At 55.2% G+C, this 19761-nt stretch carries 23 protein-coding genes; 13 read left to right on the top strand and 10 right to left on the bottom strand.

All coding sequences use genetic code 11. The features are described 5' to 3' along the window. The first annotated feature begins 370 nt into the window (after positions 1–370). From ccmA to M2418_RS21910, 5 genes are read left to right on the top strand one after another with little or no spacing between them, the layout of a single operon-like run. Positions 371–1012 (top strand): heme ABC exporter ATP-binding protein CcmA, encoded by a 642-nt coding sequence (gene ccmA, locus M2418_RS21930; protein ID WP_259149076.1) that lies wholly within the window; start codon positions 371–373, stop codon positions 1010–1012. Between the two features lie 43 nt (positions 1013–1055). Further along, positions 1056–1715 (top strand): heme exporter protein CcmB, encoded by a 660-nt coding sequence (gene ccmB / locus M2418_RS21925; RefSeq protein WP_259149075.1) that lies wholly within the window; start codon positions 1056–1058, stop codon positions 1713–1715. A 45-nt stretch (positions 1716–1760) separates the two neighbouring features. Then, positions 1761–2522 (top strand): heme ABC transporter permease, encoded by a 762-nt coding sequence (locus tag M2418_RS21920; protein ID WP_259149074.1) that lies wholly within the window; start codon positions 1761–1763, stop codon positions 2520–2522. Between the two features lie 3 nt (positions 2523–2525). Continuing rightward, entirely contained in the window at positions 2526–2702 is a 177-nt protein-coding gene (gene ccmD / locus M2418_RS21915) for a heme exporter protein CcmD (protein WP_259149073.1), read from the top strand. Continuing rightward, a complete protein-coding gene (locus M2418_RS21910) occupies positions 2699–3301 on the top strand; it encodes a DsbE family thiol:disulfide interchange protein (RefSeq protein WP_259149071.1) in 603 nt (200 codons plus the stop codon). Before ccmD ends, M2418_RS21910 begins: the two co-directional genes overlap by 4 nt. 26 nt (positions 3302–3327) lie before the next feature. Here the strand turns inward: M2418_RS21910 and M2418_RS21905 are convergent, their stop codons facing one another. From M2418_RS21905 to M2418_RS21875, 7 genes are all read right to left on the bottom strand, one after another. Beyond that, a complete protein-coding gene (locus tag M2418_RS21905) occupies positions 3328–4518 on the bottom strand; it encodes a GGDEF domain-containing protein (protein WP_259149070.1) in 1191 nt (396 codons plus the stop codon). Positions 4519–4725: 207 nt separating this feature from the next. Beyond that, entirely contained in the window at positions 4726–5316 is a 591-nt protein-coding gene (locus tag M2418_RS21900; protein WP_250984247.1) for a DUF2585 domain-containing protein, read from the bottom strand. After that, positions 5313–5963: a septation protein A gene (locus M2418_RS21895; protein WP_250984356.1), complete on the bottom strand. Its 651-nt coding sequence runs from the start codon at positions 5961–5963 to the stop codon at positions 5313–5315. Before M2418_RS21895 ends, M2418_RS21900 begins: the two co-directional genes overlap by 4 nt. A gap of 2 nt (positions 5964–5965) precedes the next feature. Further along, a complete protein-coding gene (gene ftsY / locus M2418_RS21890) occupies positions 5966–7423 on the bottom strand; it encodes a signal recognition particle-docking protein FtsY (protein ID WP_259149060.1) in 1458 nt (485 codons plus the stop codon). Between the two features lie 20 nt (positions 7424–7443). Beyond that, a complete protein-coding gene (gene mtaB, locus M2418_RS21885) occupies positions 7444–8718 on the bottom strand; it encodes a tRNA (N(6)-L-threonylcarbamoyladenosine(37)-C(2))-methylthiotransferase MtaB (protein ID WP_259149058.1) in 1275 nt (424 codons plus the stop codon). Next, entirely contained in the window at positions 8715–9632 is a 918-nt protein-coding gene (gene dapF, locus M2418_RS21880) for a diaminopimelate epimerase (RefSeq protein ID WP_259149057.1), read from the bottom strand. Before dapF ends, mtaB begins: the two co-directional genes overlap by 4 nt. A gap of 170 nt (positions 9633–9802) precedes the next feature. Beyond that, complete coding sequence (locus M2418_RS21875; RefSeq protein WP_259149056.1) at positions 9803–10870, bottom strand: MBL fold metallo-hydrolase; 1068 nt, start codon at positions 10868–10870, stop codon at positions 9803–9805. A 323-nt stretch (positions 10871–11193) separates the two neighbouring features. On the opposite strand from M2418_RS21875, the gene ffh reads away from it, so the two are divergent. The 5 genes from ffh (at position 11194) to trmD (ending at position 14952) form a co-directional block, all read left to right on the top strand. Further along, positions 11194–12759, top strand: a complete 1566-nt coding sequence (gene ffh, locus M2418_RS21870; protein WP_259149055.1) for a signal recognition particle protein — start codon at positions 11194–11196, stop codon at positions 12757–12759. An 8-nt stretch (positions 12760–12767) separates the two neighbouring features. Beyond that, entirely contained in the window at positions 12768–13085 is a 318-nt protein-coding gene (locus M2418_RS21865; protein ID WP_192490466.1) for a chorismate mutase, read from the top strand. Between the two features lie 33 nt (positions 13086–13118). Then, the gene (rpsP, locus tag M2418_RS21860) at positions 13119–13496 is read left to right on the top strand and encodes a 30S ribosomal protein S16 (protein WP_192490467.1); all 378 of its coding nucleotides are present in this window, start codon (positions 13119–13121) and stop codon (positions 13494–13496) included. 180 nt (positions 13497–13676) lie between these two features. After that, entirely contained in the window at positions 13677–14249 is a 573-nt protein-coding gene (gene rimM, locus M2418_RS21855) for a ribosome maturation factor RimM (RefSeq protein WP_192490468.1), read from the top strand. Between the two features lies 1 nt (position 14250). Further along, positions 14251–14952, top strand: a complete 702-nt coding sequence (gene trmD, locus M2418_RS21850) for a tRNA (guanosine(37)-N1)-methyltransferase TrmD (RefSeq protein WP_259149053.1) — start codon at positions 14251–14253, stop codon at positions 14950–14952. On the opposite strand, the gene M2418_RS21845 is transcribed toward trmD, so the two are convergent. Next, positions 14934–15680: a sulfite exporter TauE/SafE family protein gene (locus tag M2418_RS21845; protein WP_259149052.1), complete on the bottom strand. Its 747-nt coding sequence runs from the start codon at positions 15678–15680 to the stop codon at positions 14934–14936. The genes trmD and M2418_RS21845 overlap by 19 nt on opposite strands. 269 nt (positions 15681–15949) lie before the next feature. Between M2418_RS21845 and rplS the strand changes: the two genes are divergently transcribed. The 3 genes from rplS (at position 15950) to M2418_RS21830 (ending at position 18028) form a co-directional block, all read left to right on the top strand. After that, the gene (rplS, locus tag M2418_RS21840) at positions 15950–16489 is read left to right on the top strand and encodes a 50S ribosomal protein L19 (protein ID WP_259149051.1); all 540 of its coding nucleotides are present in this window, start codon (positions 15950–15952) and stop codon (positions 16487–16489) included. Between the two features lie 232 nt (positions 16490–16721). Continuing rightward, entirely contained in the window at positions 16722–17405 is a 684-nt protein-coding gene (locus M2418_RS21835) for a response regulator transcription factor (protein WP_259149049.1), read from the top strand. Positions 17406–17572: 167 nt separating this feature from the next. Continuing rightward, positions 17573–18028 carry a cyclic nucleotide-binding domain-containing protein gene (locus M2418_RS21830; RefSeq protein WP_259149048.1) on the top strand — a complete coding sequence of 152 codons (456 nt, stop codon included), beginning with the start codon at positions 17573–17575 and terminating at the stop codon, positions 18026–18028. A gap of 29 nt (positions 18029–18057) precedes the next feature. On the opposite strand, the gene M2418_RS21825 is transcribed toward M2418_RS21830, so the two are convergent. Then, positions 18058–18861, bottom strand: coding sequence for an exodeoxyribonuclease III (locus tag M2418_RS21825; protein WP_259149047.1), 804 nt, complete (start codon positions 18859–18861; stop codon positions 18058–18060). 135 nt (positions 18862–18996) lie between these two features. Next, on the bottom strand, positions 18997–19677 hold the full coding sequence (locus M2418_RS21820) for an outer membrane lipoprotein carrier protein LolA (protein WP_246788124.1): 681 nt from the start codon (positions 19675–19677) through the stop codon (positions 18997–18999). Positions 19678–19761 lie beyond the last annotated feature (84 nt).

Below are 19761 nucleotides of genomic sequence, written 5' to 3'. Positions count from 1 at the left end.
AAGCCATTGGCTTCAGCTTTCGGCAGGCTGTAATAAACATAGTCCTTACCATCGACGGTAAGAACGGAACGACATTGGAAACTGTCAAGAGATTTTGTCACGGATAAACCCCGCTCTCTGATAGCCAACACACGCGTGCAGACACCTATGCACTTATTCATGCACATCAGGATGCGGGTACGGCCATTTCCGCTGTCCGCACGTGAAATTTGCAATTGCAATTCTCAGGTCCGGCGGAAGATGATGATCACGCCGACCGCTGGCGTGGTTGAAACTCATATAGATAATTTCTAAGACAGGTTCCAGATCAGAAGACGATTCAAATCGAATTTTTTTTCGAAATGATCAAAATCTTACATGAGGCGAAGCAATGTTGCTGACGGCGGAGCACCTATCGGTCAAAAGAGGCGAAGATTTCATATTCATGAATGTTTCCCTCATGTTAACTGATGGCGAAGCGTTGCTTCTAACCGGCCGCAACGGGTCGGGAAAATCCACCTTGCTCCGTGTTCTTGCGGGCCTTCTCCACCCGGAAACTGGCACTGTAAAGATAGCCGGCGAAGGAGTTGAGCCGGGCACACGCGCCGCCGAAGCCAGCCATTATCTCGGCCACCGCAACGCCATGAAAACCGAACTCACAGTTTCGGAAAATCTGCAATTCTGGAAAGAGTTTCTCGGCGGCTTTACCGGCGGCTGCTCCATCAGCGTGGAAGACGCCGCAGACGCCGTCGGTCTTTCAGGCATCACACATCTGCCGTTCGGTTATCTGTCCGCCGGCCAGCAGCGACGATTCGCCATGGCCAAACTGCTTGTCGCATGGCGCCCAATCTGGATACTGGATGAACCGACAGCCGCTCTTGATGCCAATGCCGATAAAATGTTCACCGGCCTGGTTGAGGCGCATCTGCAAAAGGGTGGCATCGTTATTGCCGCTACACATCAGCCATTGGGGCTAAAGAACGCGAAGGAATTGCAGATGACGGGTTTTGCAGGCGTGGAGACCGTTTGGTGACGTCAGATTTTTCCTTCGCCTCGCTTAAGAAAAGTGCTCAGCCATGATCGCGCTGTTTTTCCGTGACCTGAAACTGTCCATTCGCGCAGGTGGCGGCGCACTGATCGGCGTGCTGTTTTTCATGACTGTGGTTGCCGTCATTCCTTTTGGCGTGGGACCTGATCTCAATCTTCTGTCGCGCATCGGGCCTGCCATCGTCTGGATTGGTGCGCTGCTCGCGGCCTTGCTGGGTCTCGACCGGTTGTTTCAAGCAGAAAGAGATGACGGTGCACTCGATCTTATCCTGATGAACGAAAACCCGCTGGTACTGACGGTGTTTGTGAAATGTCTGGCACACTGGACAGCAACCGGCCTGCCGCTCGTCATCGCCTCGCCGCTGCTTGGCCTTTTCATGAACATGAGCGAGATGGCTATTGGCGCCGTCATGCTAACACTGCTGGTCGGCTCACCGGCCTTGACCTTTATTGGTGCGGTCGGCGCAGCAGTCGCCGTCGCATTACCGCGAGGTGGGCTGCTGGTGTCCATCCTCGTGCTGCCGCTTGCCATCCCCGTGCTGATTTTCGGGGTCAGTGCCTCCTATGCCGCCGCCCAGGATCCCGCTCCATTTCTGCCGCCGTTCCTGATCCTGATGGCGATCACGCTATTTTCATCGGTTATCGGGCCTTTCTTTGCGGCTTTGGCGCTGCGCAACAGCAGCGATTGACAGGGATCAATTGCAGGTGGCCATGACACAAGGTAGAAAGACGGCATGAACGACACGAGCCTTGCCATTACCAAATTCAGCGACCTCGCCAACCCAACCCGGTTTCTGGCATTGGCCTCGCGCCTGCTGCCATGGATGAGCGCCATCACTGCTCTGCTGATCGCGGTTGGCCTCTACCTATCCTTCACGACGGATGGCGATTATCAGCAGGGCAATACTGTGCGCATCATGTATGTGCATGTGCCTGCCGCCTGGCTGGCGATGATGTGTTATACTGTCATGGCAGCTTCCGCGATCGGCACGCTGGTTTGGCGCCATCCACTGGCCGATGTCAGCCACAAGGCTGCTGCACCGCTCGGCGCCGCCTTTACCCTGATAGCGCTGATCACCGGTTCGTTGTGGGGCAAACCCATGTGGGGAACATGGTGGGTGTGGGACGCACGACTGACCTCGGTCTTCATCCTGTTTCTGATGTATCTTGGCCTGATTGCTTTCAACAAGGCCATGGATGATCCCTCGCGCGCAGCTCGCGTCAGTGCGGTGCTCATTCTGGTCGGTTTCGTCAACATTCCGATTATCAAGTTTTCGGTGGAATGGTGGAACACCCTGCATCAACCCGCCAGCGTTATCCGTATGGATGGTCCGGCCATCGACCCTGAATTCCTCTGGCCACTGCTGATCATGGCATTAGGTTTCAGCATGCTGTTTTTCACGTTGCATATCGCCGCCATGCGCAATGAAATCCTGCGCCGACGTATTGCCGCCCAGCGCCGCCTGGCCGCGCGTATGGCCAACAGGGAGGCGTAAAACATGAGCCACGCCTTTTACATCGGCCTGTCCTATGGCCTGACCGGCTTGATTGTGATCGCATTGATCGGGTGGGTAATGCTGGACGGCCGCGCACGAAGTCGGGAATTGAAAGAGCTGGAAGCCTCTGGCATTCACCGCCGCGCTTCCGCAAAACTGAAGGCCGGGGAAACCGCATGAGCGACGACATCAGCGCCCCGAAACAGGCCCCCAAAAGCAAGGCACGTTACCTCTTTGCCTTGCTGCCACTGGTTGCTTTTGCAGGTTTTGCAGCCATTGCTGCCAAGATGCTTTACGAACAGGACGTCAACGGACTGGATGTCAGCGCCATTCCATCGGCCCTGATCGGCACGCAAGCTCCATCGCTTGCCATGCCGCCACTTGAAGGATCAGCCACCCCGGCCCTGACCACTGCCGCCATTTCCGGCCAACTGACGTTGGTCAATGTATTTGCATCTTGGTGTGTACCCTGTCGTCAGGAACATCCGATGCTGAAAGAGCTGTCGAAAGACAGCCGCATCAATGTGGTTGGCATCAACTACAAGGACAAGAACGACAACGCGCTGCGTTTCCTGGGCGAGCTGGGTAATCCCTACAAGGCAATCGGCGTCGATCCCAACGGCAAAGCGGCCATAGATTGGGGCGTTTACGGCATTCCGGAAACCTACCTCGTCGATAAGAATGGGACCATTGTTTACAAGAAGGTTGGCCCTATCGATCCTGCAACGCTGGAAAAGGGCCTGCTGCCAGCCATTGAAAAGGCTGTATCCGGAAGCTGAGCACGGTTTGACCGTGGTAGGCCCAATCAAAGAATGGAAATGATCTTTAGCGGCGGCGCAGACTGCGTCGTCAGCACGGACATGCCTTCCTGAACCACCTGATTGCGGCCATTCGATTTCGCTTTGTAAAGAAAGCTGTCGGCTCTGGCGATCGCGTCGTGAATGGAGTGGTCGCCTCTGGCAATTGATGAGATGCCGAAACTTGCGCTGATCTGCCGGTCAATACCGACAGCTGTCCATTCGCGAGCCGCAAAACTCACGCGCAACATATTGGCAAGCACGGCAATTTCGGTCGCCGTTGTGTCTGGCAGATAGACCACGAATTCCTCGCCACCAAAGCGAGCGATACGCGCTTGTGGCGGGAGGCGTTCCTTCAACAATTCGGAAAAACCGATGATAACACGATCACCGGCCGCATGTCCGAACTGGTCGTTGACATGTTTGAAGTGGTCGATATCGCACATCAAAACGGTGCCGTCCGGCTGCTCCTGCCCGCGGAAATCCGGAGAACGGTCATCAAAACCACGTCGGTTCAACAGACCAGTGAGCGGATCATGATCAGCGGCATGGCGATGCTGCAAAAGAACATTGGCAACCACACTGGCCAGCACGGCAAGCGCCATCAGGAAACCGAAGATACTGGCAGTCATCTGCATCAGGAATGCATAGTCTGACGCCATGAAGGCATCAATGTCACGAGGCGAACCGCCCGGTGTCATCACCAGAAGCACGCTCACGCGAGTAATAGTTTCCAATACCACGGCCGAGGTCGCCGCCAGTAGCACCTTGTCCATTACATGCCGGGTCTTATTTGCGACCAGCAGGATGCACGGCGCAAGCAGCGCAGCGCACATCAAATCACTCAGCGCAAGTTCAGCGCGCAAATCGATCTGGAAGACAATAAAATACGACACAACCGCATAGGCTGCGGCCAGAAATCCGATGCGCCAACCAAGTAGCGTCTTGACCTCAAATTGCACCAACAACGCATGGCCGTAAAAAAAGAACGCGGAAAAAAACAGGATGTTGGAAATCAGGGCATGCGCCAGAAAGGCATCATCGGCAAAAAACATCGGGCTTGAAAAGCCCAGGGCCGCACAGATGTAACCAATGCCCCAGAAACGCGCAGGCTTGAAACCCATGGTCTGCAAACCGAGAAATACCAGGCCAAATGTAAGCATGATAAACGGAAGCAGATAGGCGAAATTATCCTGCACGATGACGAAGCCTTGATCAGAAACAGTTTTTGTTAAATGCGATGCTTGGTGCTACCGGCGTCACGGCATGGCCGTGCATCCGGTTCAATGCGTGATCCCCAGCGAGCATGGACATCTAGATGCTTTCCGTTAAGAATCCATTTGAAGTCAGCACGATGTGACATCAGTTATGTATTGTTTCATAACGATTGACGACTATTACACGGATCAGGAAATCGCGTTCTGCCATTCCTTGATGGCATCGATCGGCCACAGCAGCATGATGACATTGAGCGTCAGATTGTCTCGGATCAGCCACCCGGTGAACAGCTCAAAGACAACAGCCACCGCCACCGTCACCCAGACAGGCATGCGCGCGGCGAAGAAGAAACCAAGCGCCATGAAAACAGTGTCCATGGCCGAATTGAGAATACTGTCACCGGAGTAACCAAGCGCCATTGTGGCACTGCGATAGCGGTCGATAATCAGCGGTGAGTTTTCAAGCAGTTCCCAGGCTGCCTCGATCAGCACCGCAAATGACAGGCGCATAGCAATCGGTTGTTTGCGAAACAGCAGCCATGCAAGGCCGAAGAACAGGAAGCCGTGAATGATATGCGACGGCGTGTACCAGTCGGACAAATGCTGCGAGTTGCCCGGTGTGTTGACGCCCGGCTCGAACAGCTTGACGTAGCCGCACTCACAGATCGGAATACGGCCCATGAAATAAAGAATGACGATCTGCAGCAGCAGAAGTGCTGCGGCGACGCCAAACCATTTCAGCGATGAGCTACGGCTGACAGTGAGATCCGCAACGGTCATTTTTCGTCTTTCACCAACGGTTCAACCGAGTGACGCATGATCAGCGGCATCTGTGCCATGGTGAACAAAACGGTGACCGGCATGGTGCCCCAGACCTTGAAAGCGACCCAGAAATCGGTCGAGGAGTTCCGCCAAACGACTTCATTCAACACCGCGAGAAACAGGAAAAAAATGCCCCAGCGAAGGGTCAGCTTGCGCCAGCCTTCGTCAGTCAGTTTGAAAGCGGAATTGAAGACGTAACCCAGCAACGACTGTCCAAACAGCAAACCACCCAGCAGGATCGCACCAAACAGAGTGTTGACGATGGTGGGCTTCATCTTGATGAAAGTGTCGTTCTGCAGCCACAATGTCAGCGCGCCAAACACAAACACCACGATGCCGGAGATCAGCGGCATCATCGGCAGTTTGCGGGTCATGATCCACGACACGATCAGCGAAGCGGCGGTGGCAATCATGAACAGACCAGTCGCGATAAAGATCGGGCCACCGAATTCGGTCAGCACCGGAAACTTTTCAGCAAGCCAGTCACCACGCGAATTGGCAAAGAAGAAAACCATCAACGGGCCAAGTTCCAGCACCATCTTCAACAGAGGGCTGGTCTCCTTGACCATATTTTCGCTTTCGCGCTGATTGCTTTCCACGTCCATCATCAAACTCCCGCAATCGCCTTCGCGAAATCTTCTGCCTCAAACGGTTCCAGATCGTCCACGCCTTCGCCCACGCCGATGAAATAAACCGGCAGCTTGTGCTTCGCAGCAATGGCAACGAGGATACCGCCGCGAGCCGTGCCATCCAATTTTGTCATAATCAGGCCATTCACACCCGCCACGTTGCGGAAAATCTCCACCTGGTTCATGGCGTTCTGGCCTGTCGTTGCATCAAGTGTTTGCAAGACAGTGTGCGGCGCGTCTGGATCAAGCTTGCCAAGCACACGCACGATCTTTTCAAGCTCGGCCATCAACTCTGTCTTGTTCTGCAAACGGCCGGCCGTATCGATAATCAGAACGTCGCTTTTTTTGGCCCGCGCCTGCTCATAGGCGTCATAGGCAAGGCCAGCAGCATCAGCGCCCAGCTTCGTCCCGATGAACTCAGAACCGGTACGATCCGCCCAGATTTTCAACTGTTCAATCGCCGCGGCACGGAACGTATCGCCTGCTGCAAGCATAACCTTGAGCCCGGAACCGGACAGTTTGGCCGCAAGCTTGCCAATGGTCGTGGTTTTGCCGGTACCATTGACACCCACCACCAGAATGACATGTGGTTTGTGATTGAGATCAAGCTGCAGCGGCTTGGCGACCGGGGTCAGCACCTTGGTGATTTCACCGGCCATGATGCGCGCCACATCTTCACCGCTGACATCCTTGCCATAACGCTCGGACGACAATGCACCGGTGATACGCATCGCAGTTTCGACGCCAAGGTCAGACTGGATCAGCAAATCTTCCAGCTCGTCCAGCGTGTCCTCGTCCAGCTTGCGCTTGGTGAACAACGCCGAGATTTGGCTGGTCAGTTGCGAAGAAGTCCGCGCCAACCCGGCACGAAGACGCTGAAACCATGTCAGCTTCTGCTGCGGTGTTTCTTCAACCGGCACAACAATCTCGCTGGCTGTCGAAAATCCTTTCGGCAGCACAGTCGCAGCCATTTCCGCAATCGCAGATGAAATAATTTGTTCTTCGGCCTCAACAACGGCCTCGGCCTTATCAGCCGTTGTTACCGGCTCGTCTTCAACGACCGGTTCATCAGCGACGGCAAACGACGTTTCATCCTCTGCCGCTTCGGCTTCCGCTTCAACCTCGAGCAGCGAAAGAGGTACGACACCAATATCGCTTGCTTCCAATGCAGCAGGAAGCAGTGGCGCATCATCCGGTTCCGTCTGCGGTTCAACCGCGTCTGACTGCATCACTTCATCGGGAGCAGGGCCACCAGCAGTTTCGACCTCGACTTCAAGCACCGGGTCATCGACGGGAGAATGTTGCTGCGCTTCGGCCAAAGCCTGTTCAAAGGCAGCTTCAGATGACTGTTCCTTCAGACCATTTGGTTCAGCCTTGTCGTCTTCGGCTTTGTCCTTGCCGAATGAAAAGACCTTTTTGATGAAGCCAAGGGCCATGATAGTTCCGTATCTTTTTCTCAGGCCGCGTTTGCAGCCAGAAGTTCCATTGTAAGGTGCTTGCCGTTGTGACCGGTAATCGCAACACGCGCAAGAGTGCGCGGCTCAAGCGATGGGGCTGCAACCAGCGTAAAATTATCGGTATGCGCAAAACCGTTGTTTTCAACCAGAATAGTCTGCTCGCTGCCAACCATATTTTGCAGATGACGAAGTTTTAGCACCTCACCCCGCTCACGTAGCCTTGCCGCACGCTCTTTCACCAGACCACGGTCAAGCTGCGGCATGCGCGCTGCCGGTGTTCCGGCACGCGGACTGTAGGGAAAAACATGCAAATTGGAAATGCCGCACTCTTCCGCAAGTGTGGCAGCATTTTCGAACATGTCTTCGGTTTCTGTCGGGAAACCGGCGATCATGTCAGCACCGAATGCAATATCAGGCCGCAGAGCCCTTACCTCGTTGCAGAAACGAATGGCATCATCGCGCAGATGACGGCGCTTCATGCGTTTCAGGATCATGTCGTCGCCATGCTGCAGCGAGAGATGCAGATGCGGCATGAACCGTGGTTCATCGGCGATCAGATCCATCAAATGTTTGTCTGCTTCTATGCTGTCGATCGAGGACAGCCGCAAGCGCAGGATATCCGGCACCTGTTTCAGCAAGGTCTTAGCGAGATAACCAAGGGAAGGTTCACCCGGCAGATCAGCACCATAACTGGTCGCATCCACCCCGGTCAGCACGATTTCGCGGTAACCGCTTTCGGTCAGCTTGCGGGCCTGTTCGACAACCGCTCCCATCGGCACCGAGCGAGAATTACCGCGACCATAAGGAATGATACAAAAGGTGCAGCGATGATCACAGCCATTCTGTACCTGAATAAACGCGCGAACGTGCCCGTCAATATGTTTGACCATCTGCGGCGCTGTCGCCTTGATGCTCATGATATCGTTGACGCGTAGTTTTTCTTCTGCAGACACACCAAAATCCGGAAGGGCGCGGTAGGAAGCGCTTTTCAGCTTCTCCTCATTACCGAGCACGGCATCCACCTCAGGCATGTCGGCAAAGGTCAGCTTCTCGGTCTGTGCAGCACAACCGGTGACAATGATGCGGGCGTGCGGATTGTCGCGGCGCGCGCGCCGAATGGCCTGGCGCGCCTGACGCACAGCCTCGCCCGTCACGGCACAGGTATTGACCAGAACGGCATTGTTGAGCCCGGCTTTTTCCGCCTCGGCCTTCATCACTTCCGATTCATAGGTATTGAGACGACAGCCGAAGGTAATGACCTCGACGCCGCTCATTTTACTGAAGCCTCACGGGACGATGTCTCACTGGCTTCATCGCGCTGCCAAGTGCCATTCTCCGGATCAACGGCACCGGACCATTCCCATTCGGCAGGACCGGTCATGATGACATGATCATCATCGCGCCATTCGATGGTCAGCGGCACACGGATCGGGCTTGAGGCAACATCGATGGTCACGGTACGCCCGGTTCTACCCGTGCGTGCCGCGCTGACGCCGGCTGCACAGGCGGCAGAACCGCAGGCAAGCGTCAAGCCTGCACCACGTTCCCATGTGCGGGTGCGCAGTGATGCGTCTGACGTGACCTGCGCCAACGTTATATTGGCCTTTTCCGGAAACATCGGATGGTTCTCAAGCAGTGGACCGAAACGCTCCAGATCGAAGTCCATCGGATCACGATCGACCCAGAAGATAGCGTGCGGATTGCCCATCGACATTACGGCTGGCGAATGCAGGATGGGATTGTCGATGGGCCCGATCTGCAATTCGATGCGGCTGGTATCATGGAACTCCTCGGACAGAGGAATTTCCTGCCAGCCAAACCTGGGCTTGCCCATGTCGACCGAAATCATGCCATCCTCGTGTTCGACCGCATTCAGAATGCCAGCAACAGTCTGGAAGGTGAAGGTCTTTTTGCCTGTTTCAGACGACAGCGCCTGCACCACACAGCGCGTACCATTGCCACACGCCTGCGCCTTGGTGCCATCACAGTTGAGAATGTCGATATAGGCGTCGGTACCGGCAAGTTTGGGGTCATGGATCGCCATGATCTGATCGAACTGCGTGGCTGTATCCGCATTCAGCGCAATCGCGGCTTCCGGCGTGACCTTGTCAGTGCGGCCGCGCATATCGACAACCAGGATCTTGTTTCCAAGTCCATTCATCTTCGCAAATTCGACCGTGTTCGCCATAGCTCGTGTACCTGATAGAGAAAATGCCCGTCACAGAGAGCAGGCTTATTTTGCCCTATATGGCGGAAAGTGCAGCAAATTACCAGCCTTGAGCCAACATGCATGGCATGCGTCAGCCGCGTATGATCATGGCTGCGAACAGTGGTTGGCCCTAATCCTGAAAAGGCCACTCACGCAGGAACGTCGAAAACCTCACCGGGACGCATCGGTCGGAAACGGTTGTGCTCCAGCCCTTTTTCATTGAGCGCCAGTTGAAGCGCAAACACCGGTGCATCAATCGCCTCATCAGTCAGCTGAACGGTACCCCAGTGATGACCGCAGACATGCCGCGCATCACACAGCACCATGCCCTCCACCGCCTCTGCCGGGTTCTGGTGTTGCCCCTTCATGAACCAGCGTGGTTCGTAGGCACCAAACGGCAGGTTTGCCAGGCGAAACGCGCCATGTTTTTCCTTCACAGCCCGATAGTTGTTGCCCTGAAAGAAACCAGTATCGCCAATGTGGTATATTTTACCGCCGGGTGTCTCGATGACAAACGCCGCCCAGAGCGCCATGCGCCGATCATTCAAGCCACGCGCAGACCAATGATGGCAGGGCTCCACGTGAATTTTCACGCCGTTACCAGCGGTTATCACATCGCCCCAATCACCGACCTCTATCTTCGCATCAGGCACATCGGACAGGATAATGCTGTCGTTGCCCAGTGGCGTAATGAAGGTTGGTTTATGGGCAGCCTGCAATCGCTTCAAGGTCTCGATATCGAGATGGTCGTAATGATTATGTGTCACCAGAACGATGTCGATTGGCGGAAGATCCTCGAACACGATACCGGGCGGATTGACCCGCTTCGGGCCGGCGAAGGAAAAAGGGCTCGTCCGCTGCGACCACACCGGATCAGCCAGGATGTTCAGGCCGGCCGTCTGGATCAGGAAAGACGCGTGACCGACAAAAGTAATGCGCAAATCGGCGCCATTGACCCGCTGGTCCGGTTTTGCGGTCGGATAAGGACTGGGATAATCCTCAGGCCAAGTGGCCTTTGCACCGCTGGTGCGCCATTTCAAAAGATCAAAAAAATTCCCCGGAGGTTCACCACCGGGGTTGAAAAAACGTGTTCCGTCAAAGTGATCGGAAACCGGGCCGTGATAATAGCCAGCCGCCTTCGACTTGGTGGCGGCAAAAACACCACCCGCAGCAAGCGCGGCCAGAGCTGACAATCGAAAAAGGTTGCGACGTTTCATCGCGATGATATAGCCACGGCACCGGCTATATTCAATGTGACAGGACCTTGCTTTGCCATCACATTGCCGGGAGTTATTGCCTAAGGCCGCTAAAACACCTGAGAGCCTTGACTTTCCCATCGCTTTCCTGTTTATCCGCACCGATTAGCTGGCAGTTTCAAGACTCCAAGCCACCGACCGGGACCCGAAAAGGTATAAAGAGATCCCGGAGGTCAACACCCGACAGCGCGTCGCGCCCTCGGGTGCTTTTTGGCTTTGCGTCTTGTTTTTGACAGCAAAAGCACCGACGTTTCGGACACCCCGGAACGAAGAAGGAAGAAACGATGTTTGAAAACCTCCAGGACCGCCTTGGTTCCATTCTGAATGGACTGACCGGCCGTGGCGCGCTGTCGGAAGCCGATGTGTCGGCAGCCCTGCGCGAGGTTCGCCGCGCGCTTTTGGAAGCCGACGTGGCGCTGGAAGTCGTACGTTCCTTCACCGACAAGGTGCGGGAAAAGGCAGTTGGCGCTTCCGTTCTTAAGTCCATCAAGCCTGGCCAGATGGTTGTGAAGATCGTTCACGACGAGCTGGTTGAAATGCTGGGTTCCGAAGGCGTTTCCATCGACCTTCATGCTCCGGCCCCTGTTGTCATCATGATGGTGGGTCTGCAGGGTTCTGGTAAGACAACCACCACCGGCAAAATCGCCAAGCGCCTGACCGACCGCGAGAAGAAGAAGGTGCTGATGGCATCTCTCGATACGCGTCGTCCGGCCGCCCAGGAACAGCTGCGCCAGCTTGGCGTACAGACCGGCATCGACACCCTGCCTGTCATCGCCGGACAATCCCCGACAGATATCGCCGCACGCGCCGTTCAGGCCGCGAAACTCGGCGGCCATGACGTTGTCATCCTCGATACGGCTGGCCGTACCCACATCGACGAACCGTTGATGCTGGAAATGGCCGATATCAAGAAGAAGTCCAACCCGCATGAAATCCTGCTGGTTGCCGACAGCTTGACCGGTCAGGACGCCGTCAATCTCGCCCGCAATTTCGATGAGCGCGTTGGCATTACCGGCCTTGTCCTGACCCGTATGGACGGTGATGGCCGCGGCGGTGCAGCCCTTTCGATGCGCGCTGTTACCGGCAAGCCGATCAAGCTGATTGGTACGGGTGAGCGTATGGGCGAACTGGATGAATTCCATCCACGCCGTATCGCAGACCGTATTCTCGGCATGGGCGACATTGTTTCGCTGGTTGAAAAAGCCGCTGAAAACATCGATGCCGAAAAAGCCCGCGCCATGGCCGAAAAAATGGCCAAGGGCAAATTCGACCTTAACGACCTTGCTGACCAGCTTGCCCAGATGAAAAAGATGGGCGGCATGGGCGGCATCATGGGTCTGATGCCCGGCATGGCAGGCATGAAGGACAAGATGGCTTCGGCCGGTCTGAACGACAAGATGTTCGACCGCCAGATCGCGATCATCTCGTCGATGACCAAGGCTGAGCGTGCCAATCCTGATATGCTCAAGCATAGCCGCAAAAAGCGTATCGCCGCCGGTTCCGGCACGGATGCCGCCGAAATCAACAAGCTGCTCAAGATGCATCGCGGCATGGCCGATATGATGAAAGCCATGGGCGGTAAAGGCAAGGGCGGCATCATGAAGCAGATGATGGGCGGCCTTGCAGGTAAGATGGGCCTTGGCGGAATGGGCGGCATGCCTGACCTCGCCAACATGGACCCCAAGCAGCTTGAAGCCTTGCAGAAGCAGGCCGAAGCCGCAGGACTGACCAAACCAGGCGCAATGCCAGGCCTCGGTGGCCTGCCAGGCGGACTTCCCGGTCTGGGCGGCGGCGGATTGCCCGGCCTTGGTGGAATTCCCGGCCTACCTGGCTTTCCGAAGAAGAAGTGAGTGCGATCATGACCAATTCTGAAGTGAAAGCCCAGCTCGCAGAATACCGCCAGTCCATCGACAACATCGATGCGGCACTGGTCCATGTTCTGGCTGAACGGTTCCGCTGCACCAAGGCAGTCGGTGTCCTGAAAGCCAAGTACGAATTGCCGCCGGCAGATCCGGCGCGCGAAGAATACCAGATCGAACGCCTTCGCCGTCTGGCAAAGGATGCCAATCTGGATCCGGATTTCGCCGAGAAGTTCTTGAACTTCATCATCAAGGAAGTCATCCGGCATCATGAAGCAATCGCTGCCGAACATGGCAGCAACGAAAAGACCGCCTGATAGGCGGACACGACATCTCAAGGAGTAAATGACATGACACTTAAAATTCGTCTCGCACGCGGTGGTTCCAAGAAGCGCCCTTACTACCAGATCGTAGTTGCTGACGCCCGTTCGCCACGCGACGGCCGTTTCCTCGAAAAGGTTGGTTCTTGGAACCCAATGCTGGCCAAGGATAACCCACTGCGCATCGAACTGAACGCTGACCTGGTGAAGACCTGGCTCGAAAAGGGCGCACAGCCAACCGACCGCGTTCTGCGCTTCCTGAACGAAGCTGGCATTGCTGAGCGTGCAACACGCAGCAACCCAGACAAGGCAAAGCCAGGCAAGAAGGCTCTGGAACGTATTGCTGAGAAGAAGCAGAAGGCTGAAGACGCCGCTGCTGCTGCTGCAGAAGCTTCTGCTGCCGAATAAGTCCGGCATTTATGCATCAAAAAGCGGGTGGCATGGTTCATGCTGCCCGTTTTTGTTTTGAAACACTTGAGCCATCGACGTTTTAAAAGCGTAACCGCCGGGTTTCAGGCATTTTTTGTTTCAATTTCGAATGCATGCTTTTACAAGCATCTTCATCAACATTCTCCAACGGACGAGCCCATGGCAAAGCTGGAAAACCCGATTCTGATGGCCAAGATCGGCGCGGCGCAAGGCCTGCGCGGTGAAGTGCGCGTCAGCTCCTATACAGACGACGCTATGGCGCTCGGCGATTACGGCAACCTTGTAGCGGCTGACGGACGTGTTTTCGAAATTCTCGAAATGCGCGAGAACAAGACGGTGGTGATCGTCAGGTTCCGTGGGATCAACGACCGCAATGCGGCAGAAGCCCTGAACGGTCTTGAGCTTTTCATCGATCGGGAAAATCTACCCGACGACGAACTTGATGATGACGAGTTTTTCTACACCGATCTGGAAGGGCTTGAAGCCGTTGACGCCGATGGCAAGAGCTATGGTTCGGTCACCGCCGTTCATGACTTTGGCGCTGGCGACCTTTTGGAGCTGAAAGGCGCGGGAAGACGCCCTGCCCTTATCCCGTTCTCGGAAGCGGCGGTTCTTGAAATCGATCTCGAAGCTGGCAAGATCCTCATTGACCCGATGGCCGCCGGACTGATCGATAACCCCGACGATGGCAAGGACGATCCCGACCATCCGGTCTTCGGCAAGAAGAAATAACATGACTTTCAAGGCCACCGTCCTGACACTCTACCCGGAAATGTTTCCGGGACATTTGGGCTACTCACTCGCTGGCAAGGCGCTTGAGCGTGAACAGTGGACGTTGGAAACGGTGCAGATCCGCGAATTTGCAACAGACAAACATCGCAGCGTGGATGACACGCCCGCAGGCGGTGGTGCCGGAATGGTGCTGAAACCGGACGTTCTGGCACGGGCCATTGATCACGTCTCGCAGGGTGATAACAGACCACGTCTGTTGATGAGCCCACGCGGAAAGCCTTTGACACAGGAGCGCGTGCGCCAACTGGCCGAGGCAGAAGGCGCCATTATCGTTTGCGGTCGCTTTGAAGGCATCGACCAGCGCGTCATTGATGCCCGCAATCTCGAAGAGGTCTGCATTGGCGATTACATCCTGTCCGGCGGTGAACCGGCAGCGCTGACCCTTCTGGATGCGGTGGTGCGTATCCTGCCAGGCGTAATGGGCAACGATCTCTCTGGCGTGCATGAGAGTTTCGAGGCCGGCCTGTTGGAACACCCCCATTACACGCGCCCGCAGGTCTGGGAAGAACGCGATATTCCCGCTGTTCTGACCTCCGGAAACCACGCTGCCATTGAAAAATGGCGACGCGAACAGGCACTCGCCCTGACACGCGAACGTCGGCCTGATCTTCTGCCAAAAGATAGTCAGAGCGTGAAGAAATAATACCCTGTCAGCATGGTTCCGACGGCAACGACAAGCAGACGCACCAGCCACTGCGGCACACGTCTTGCGATATGAACCCCGACATATCCGCCGATCGCAGCACCCGGGATCATCACCAGCGCCGCCATCCATGAGACAACGCCTCCGCTGACAAAAACAACGATGGCGATAAAGGCAACGACGACCGACAGCAGGTTTTTCAACGCGTTCATGTAGTGATAGCTGCCACCCGTCGTCAGGCCGAGGACGGCCAACATCATGATGCCAAGACCGGCGCTGAAAAAGCCGCCGTAGATGGACACCAATCCCTGGCACAGCACACTGGACAGGTTACCCGCCGAACTTTCAGTGCTGGATTTGGGCCTCAGCCACGGACCGGCGGCAAAAAGCACGGTTGCAGCAAGCAACAGCCAAGGCACCAGTTGCCGGAAGGAACTGTTGTCCAACGACAGCAAGAGAAGCGCACCCATCAATGCGCCAACCACTGAGACGATGCACAGCACAACGGCCTCGCGCCAATGGCGCTTGATTTCTGGTAGGTAGGCGATGGCCGACGTGACATAGCCTGGAAACTGTACGATCGCGGATGTCGCATTGGCCGAGATCGGTGTGATGCCAGCCAGTGTCATGGCACCAAATGTCAAAAACGTGCCACCACCGGCAATGGCATTGGCTATGCCGGCAAAAAGCCCTGTCGCAAATAAAAGAACTGCCATAAAGATCGACATGGAACCTCTCCCGGGAATGGGCATGCCATATAGCGTGCTTTTGGGCCTCGCAATCCATGCTGAACCGGCTTTTGGTGATAAATATTGCGTTTAATGGGATGACAAATGCGCCACTTTGCTGTATTTGCGCCCGTGGAAATGGGAAATATCCCTTAACCGCAAGCAAAGAATGGTGAATTCGCTCCTGCCGCAAGGCAAACCCTCGAGGCTTTGATCCAAGAGGACCATGTTGAGCGCTCTGGCTGTTTCAGAAGAAATCAGAGGTTAATATGACTAACATTATCGAACAGCTGGAAGCCGAACAGGCCGCCAAGATTGCTGCCAAGCGCACCCTGCCTGAGTTCTCCCCAGGTGACACCGTTCGCGTTAACGTACGCGTTACGGAAGGTACCCGTACACGCGTACAGGCTTACGAAGGTGTCGTTATCGCCCGTTCCGGCGGCGGCATCAACGAGAGCTTCACAGTTCGCAAGATCTCCTACGGCGAAGGCGTTGAGCGCGTATTCCCGATGTACTCTCCGCTGGTTGAAGGCGTTGAAGTTGTTCGTCGCGGTAAGGTTCGTCGCGCGAAGCTGTACTACCTGCGCGACCGTCGCGGTAAGTCTGCACGTATCATTGAAAACACTGGTACACGCGCTCGCAAGCTGAACGACGCTGAGCGTCAGGCAATTGCCGAAGAAAAGGCACGTCTGGAAGCTGAAAAGGTTGCAGCAGCACAGGCTCTGGCCGCCGAAAAGGCAGCAGCAGAAGCCGCTGAAGCAAAGGCTGCTGAAGAAGCAGCAAAGGCAGCAGAAGCAGCTGCTGAATAAGATTTCGAATGAGGCCTCGGCCTCGTTCTGGATATCGGAAGGCCGCACCGGAAACGGGGCGGCCTTTTTATTTGCGCTGACGAGGTGCTTTGAGCGCGAAAATACCCCGAAAATCATGGCGGGAGGCACTAATCGCCCATTATCACGCTTTTTTGCCTTTTATCCTGCGTTCTGAGCACTAAATATGAGTTCGAACCGCAAACAAGTTATTGAAACAAAAGGCAAGCAACGCATGACGGCTCGAACAATCCTTCTTGTTGACGACGATGATGACCTGCGTGAGACGCTGAGCGAGCAGTTGTCACCCTATGAGGAGTTCTCGCTGCTGACAGGCGCAAACGCCGCCAAGGCCATCCAGACGGTCAAGGACGCGCAGGTTGACTTGCTGATCATGGATGTTGGCCTGCCTGACATGGATGGGCGTGAAGCGGTCAAATTGATCCGCAAGGGCGGCTTCAAGGCACCAATCATCATGCTGACAGGCCACGACACCGATTCCGATACAATCCTCGGTCTCGAGGCTGGCGCCAACGACTACGTCACCAAACCGTTCCGCTTTGCGGTGCTGCTGGCACGCATCCGCGCACAGTTGCGCCAATACGAGCAGAGTGAAGACGCCGTCTTTACGGTTGGTCCTTACCAATTCAAGCCCAGCCAGAAGCTTCTGACGACGGAAGACAACAAGAAGATCCGCCTGACAGAAAAAGAAGCGGCGATCATCCGTTATCTTTACAGAGCCGGAAATGCGGTTGTTACCCGCGACGTTCTGCTGGAAGAGGTCTGGGGCTATAACTCTGGTGTGACCACTCATACTTTGGAAACACACGTCTACCGCCTGCGCCAGAAGATTGAACGCGATCCTTCCAACGCCGAAATCCTCATTACCGAAAACGGCGGCTACAAGATCGTTCCCTGAACTTTGCGTTCGGAAGTGCGACCGACACATCAGATCGCACTGCAAGCGCAGGAAAACGATATGACAGTGCGTTTCCATACCTTTCTCGGGCTGGAAATGCACTGAGTTTTGGTGTTTTGATGCACGCAATATCTCTTTAAAAAACGCAACGCATTGCGGAGCACGTTATGGCATTGATGGACGACATTCGGCTGCTTTCGCAGGTCCCGCTTTTTGCGGGCCTCAGCGAAGATCAGTTGCGGCTGATCGCCTTTGGTGCCGAGCGTCGACGGGTGTCGACGGGTCAGTTGCTGTTTCGCGAAAACTCACCGGCCGAATGCGCTTTTCTGGTGATCAAGGGATTGTTTGAACTGTCCAACATGGGGCGTGGCGGAAAGCCTGTTCTGGCAACACGGTCAGGTGAAGGCACGCTTCTGTCGGAACTCGCACTGTTTACGCTGTGTGAACGTAAATTTACGGCCGTAGCAGCAGAAGATTCAGAGGTTATCAGGATAACCCGCACCCTCTTCCACCGTCTGGTCGAAGAATATCCTGATGTGGCCGACATGGTTATCGCACGTATTCGCGATAACCTCGCATCACTGGCATCAGGTGCGGCGGCCATGCAGCACCGTTTTAACTGACAAAACCGCTCAGTCAGCCGACACTATGCTCAAAACTTGAAATGGGCCGTCACCGGAACGTGGTCGGATGGCCGGTTCCAGCCGCGTGCTTCGCGCAGGATCTCGATCTTGTTCAGCGATGGGCCAAGATCCGGAGATGACCAGATATGGTCCAGACGACGGCCACGGTTGGCCACATCCCATTCCTTGGCGCGGTAGCTCCACCACGTGTAGATCTTTTCGCTGTCCGGTACGTTAAGGCGCATCAGGTCCAGCCAGTCGCCTTTCTTCATCACATCCAGCAACCCTTCGGTTTCGACAGGTGTGTGGCTGACGATCTTCAAAAGCTGCTTGTGTGACCAGACGTCATTCTCCAGTGGCGCGATGTTCAGATCACCGACCAGAATGGAGGAAAGTCCCGGACCGGCATCAGACTTCAGCACCTTCATCTCCTCGATAAAATCCAGCTTGTGACCGAATTTCGGGTTGATGCTGCGATCCGGCTCATCGCCACCAGCCGGCACATAAAAATTATGAACGCGAATCCGACGTGAACCGGCTTCAACGATTGCCGAAACATGACGGGCATCACCCACGCCACAATAGTCTTGACGGTGATCTTCGCTCAACGGCAGCTTGGAGGCAATCGCCACGCCGTGGTAGCCCTTTTGGCCGTGGATCATCACATGTTCATATCCAAGCGCCTTGAGCGGCTTCAGAGGAAACTCTCCATTGGGACATTTCGTTTCCTGAAGGCATAGAACATCGGGCTGGTAACGGACAAGAAACTGTTCAACGATCGGCATGCGCAACCGCACGGAATTGATGTTCCAGGTGGTTATCGAAAATGTCATGAATTGCTCCGCGTTCCCATGTACCGGCAAGGCCGGTAACCCTTGCGGCAGGCTTACACTATCGAACCGGAAACCTGAACAAAAAAGGCGGCCTAAAGCCGCCTTTCCGTGCAACAGTGCAAAACCGCCAGCAGCTTATTTGCCGCGGCGACGCACTTCATCGTAATTGATGTTGAACACACGCTTGTCGAAGTCGACACCGGTCTGAACATTAAAGATCATCACGGTGGTGTCCTTGTTCTGGGTGTCAGTGGTCGTCCATTGGCGCAGATCAAAGGTTTTCGGGTCAAACATCAATGTAATTGTGGCTTCACCAAAAATGCTCTTGTCACCAAGCACGATGGTGGTGAGGTCTGGCTCTTCCTTGACGTTCTTAACCTTGTCGTTGGACAGATCGATCTTGTTGGACAAAAGCAGGCTGAGTGGTGTCTTGGACAGCGGGTAAATATCCCAGGTCTTCAGCTTCATATTGCCGATGACGACATTGTTGCCATCAGAGATAACACGCATTGGCGACGGGTCTTCATAATTGAAGCGCAATTTGCCAGGCCGCTCGATGTAAAACTTGCCACCGGTCTGTTCACCACGCGGACCAAACTGCACAAATTCACCCATCATGGTTTTGACGGAGGAAAAGTGATTGGCAATCTTCTGGGCGGTTGCGTTGGCCGGGGCCTGCGCCAAAGCAGCAACCGGCGAAAGCCCGACTGCGGCAAACACACCCGCCATGGAAACGGCTGACAACAATCCACGACGTGTAACGCCCGATTGTTCCAGGCCTTCATTCGTGTCACGGACCGGTGTGATTTCGTTCATACTATTCTCCTTCATCGCTCACCCAAATGCCTTGAAAAGGCGGCAGCTTCATGACGTTTCAGGTTAACAAACGTTCATGCTGCC

Source organism: Rhizobium sp. BIGb0125 (assembly GCF_024810055.1).
In the GTDB taxonomy this organism is placed as follows: Bacteria; Pseudomonadota; Alphaproteobacteria; order Rhizobiales; family Rhizobiaceae; genus Agrobacterium.
Note: the sequence above shows the minus strand (reverse complement) of the source record. Positions and strands in the feature narration are given on the sequence as shown.